The organism is Arthrobacter sp. 35/47 (assembly GCF_000520475.1).
Classification (GTDB): domain Bacteria; phylum Actinomycetota; class Actinomycetes; order Actinomycetales; family Micrococcaceae; genus Arthrobacter_D; species Arthrobacter_D subterraneus.
Map to the genome: position 1 here is coordinate 178654 of NZ_KI914592.1, position 2624 is coordinate 181277.

At 67.2% G+C, this 2624-nt stretch carries 3 protein-coding genes and 1 pseudogene; 3 read left to right on the forward strand and 1 reads right to left on the reverse strand.

Annotated features, from left to right (window positions below):
* From X803_RS0107505 to X803_RS18515, 3 genes and pseudogenes are all read left to right on the forward strand, one after another.
* Nucleotides 1-276, forward strand: a pseudogene (locus tag X803_RS0107505) (hypothetical protein); the annotation flags it as partial.
* Entirely contained in the window at nt 273-656 is a 384-nt protein-coding gene (locus tag X803_RS0107510; protein WP_026544663.1) for a hypothetical protein, read from the forward strand. The pseudogene X803_RS0107505 and the gene X803_RS0107510, both read left to right, overlap by 4 nt.
* 57 nt (nt 657-713) lie before the next feature.
* Nucleotides 714-1355, forward strand: coding sequence for a membrane protein YczE (locus X803_RS18515; protein WP_051470563.1), 642 nt, complete (start codon nt 714-716; stop codon nt 1353-1355).
* A 26-nt stretch (nt 1356-1381) separates the two neighbouring features.
* Here X803_RS18515 and X803_RS18520 read toward each other — a convergent pair.
* Nucleotides 1382-2624, reverse strand: a 1243-nt coding sequence (locus X803_RS18520; protein WP_035778196.1) for an ABC transporter ATP-binding protein, incomplete at its 5' end; no start/stop codon positions are given.

Here is a 2624-nt window from a genome sequence, read left to right on the forward strand (position 1 = left end):
CCCCGCCTCGATCTCGGCGGTGTCACGGTGGACGGAGAATCGCCGCAGGGCCACGGGGTGCAGGTGACGCTGCCGAACCCGGGCAGAGGTACCTGGAATGACGTCGTGGCCAACCATGACTACAACCACTATGCAGTGTCCATTTCCGATGCCGGCGCAGAGCCCACCGGCGCGGCCGCGCAGTATGCGGGCCGTCCGGCCACTTTGCAGTTCCTCTCTGATGACCCCGCGCAGGTAGAGTCCTTCGTGGTCCCTGTCGGGAGGAGGCACCCATGAGACGGGCACTCGCGCTTTCCGCCGTACTGCTCTGTTCGGCGCTCACCTCGTGCTCGGCGCCCTCCCCCGCTGACCGGTATCAGGAGGCAATCTCCTCCGTCAGCGGGGTTGCTGAGGTTGAGGTGGAGTACGCCCGGCACGGGGGCACCGGGGATTCAACGGACATCGAAATAGTGGCGGACACCAATGATCCCGAGGAACTGCAGCGGATCCTGGACCAGTCCCTCCGTGCGTTCATCGAGAGCACCGACCCGAACGAGGAGACGTCCCTGAATTATCTGGTGTACTCCCGGGACAGGTCCGCCTACCTCACTCCCGGCGATCTGGGAACGGTGCTGCGAACACTCGCCGATATCCGGCGGCACTACGGGCTCGGCTAGCACAGCTTCTGAACGCCCGATTGCCGCTCAGCCGGACGCGTGGCCGATACTGGGAACATGTCCCGCCTCCTGGTGCGCCGCACCGTGCAGCTTCTCGTCGGTCTCTTCCTGTATGGGTTTTCGATCGGCATGATGATCCGGGCGGGCATCGGAGTATCCCCGTGGGACGTACTGGGGCAGGGCGTGTCCCTGCAGAGCGGCATCCCGTTCGGCCTGGTCACCAACCTCATCGGGCTCGTGGTCCTGATCCTGTGGATCCCGCTGCGGCAGAAGCCCGGCGTGGGGACAGTGCTCAACGTCCTGCTTGTCGGCCCGAGCGCGGAGGTGGGACTTGCCGTGATTCCGCAGCAGACTGTGCTGTGGGTCCAGATCCTCCTCTTCACCGGGGGGCTGCTCCTGCTCGCCGTCGCCACCGGGCTATACATCGGTGCCCGCATGGGTCCGGGGCCGCGTGACGGCCTCATGACCGGAATGAACAGGCGCTGGGGCTGGCCCATCTGGGCGGTGCGTACCGGCATCGAGGTGTCGGTACTCGCCATCGGCTGGGTCCTTGGCGGCACCGTCGGCGTGGGCACCGTGGCGTTCGCCCTTTTCGTGGGGCCGCTCGTCAATCTGACGCTTCCACGCCTACGCGTCCCCGAACAACCCAACGAACCGGATCTCGGCGGCCGTACCGCACCCTCCGGCGTTGCACCGTAGGGTCCCGGCGGGCGGCGGCCGGTGCGTCAGCTTCCGGAGCCGGAGGCGGTGAGGGCCTCTGCGGGCTCATCGGGTGCCACGGTCTTCTGCACGGCAAACTGGGTGCGGTGAAGCTCGGCATACCGGCCGCCTTCAGCAAGCAACTCCTCGTGCGTGCCGCGTTCCGCGATGCGCCCGTCCTCGATCACCAGGATCTGGTCCGCACTGCGGATGGTGGACAGCCGGTGGGCAATCACCAGTGCGGTCCGTCCTTCCAGCGCCTCGGTCAGCGCGGCCTGGACTGCAGCTTCCGACGTCGAATCCAGTGCGGCGGTGGCTTCGTCCAGGATCACGACGCGCGGCTGGGCGAGCAGGAGCCGCGCGATGGTCATCCGCTGCCGTTCACCGCCCGACAGCCGGTACCCACGTTCACCCACCATGGTGTCCAGCTGGTCCGGCAGCGACCGGATCAGCGTTTCCAGCCGGGCCCGGCGAACTGCGTCCCAGAGTTCGCCGTCCGTGGCATCCGGACGTGCCAGCCGGAGGTTGGAGGCAATCGTCTCGTGGAACAGGTGGCCGTCCTGGGTCACCATGCCGAGCGTCTGCCGCAGCGACTCGAACGTCACATCCCGGACGTCCATTCCTCCGATCCGGACCGCACCGGAGTCGACGTCGTACAGCCGTGCGAGCAGTTGCGCGATGGTGGACTTGCCCGCTCCGGAGGTTCCCACGAGCGCAACGGTCTGGCCCGGTTCGATGCGGAAGCTGACGCCGTGCAGCACTTCCTCACCCCCGCGGGTGTCCAGGGTCGACACCTCTTCCAGGGAGGCGAGCGAAACCTTGTCCGCCGACGGGTAGGCGAAGCGGACGTCGTCGAACTCCACCCCCACCGGGCCCTCCGGGATGGTGCCCGCTCCCGGCTTCTCCTTGATCAGCGGGTCTAGGTCCAGGACCTCGAAAACCCGCTCGAAACTCACCAGTGCGCTCATGATCTCCACCCGAGCGTTCGCCAGGGAAGTCAGCGGCGCATACAAACGGGTCAGCAGCAGCGCGAGCGTCACCACCTCGCCGGTGTCCAGTGCGCCGCCGAGCGCCAGGGAACCGCCCAGTCCATAGACCAGAGCCAGTGCGAGCGCCGAGACCAGCATGAGGGCCGAGAAGAACACCCACTGGAGCATGGCCATCCGGACGCCGATGTCGCGGACCCGTGCTGCCCTGGCCCGGAACTCCTCGGACTCCTCATCGGGGCGTCCGAAGAGTTTCACCAGTGTGGCGCCCGGTGCGGAGAAC

Coding starts and splice junctions, on each gene's coding strand:
- X803_RS0107510 (WP_026544663.1), top strand. CDS start 273: ATGAGACGGGCACTCGCGCTTTCCGCCGTACTGCTCTGTTCGGCGCTC.
- X803_RS18515 (WP_051470563.1), top strand. CDS start 714: ATGTCCCGCCTCCTGGTGCGCCGCACCGTGCAGCTTCTCGTCGGTCTC.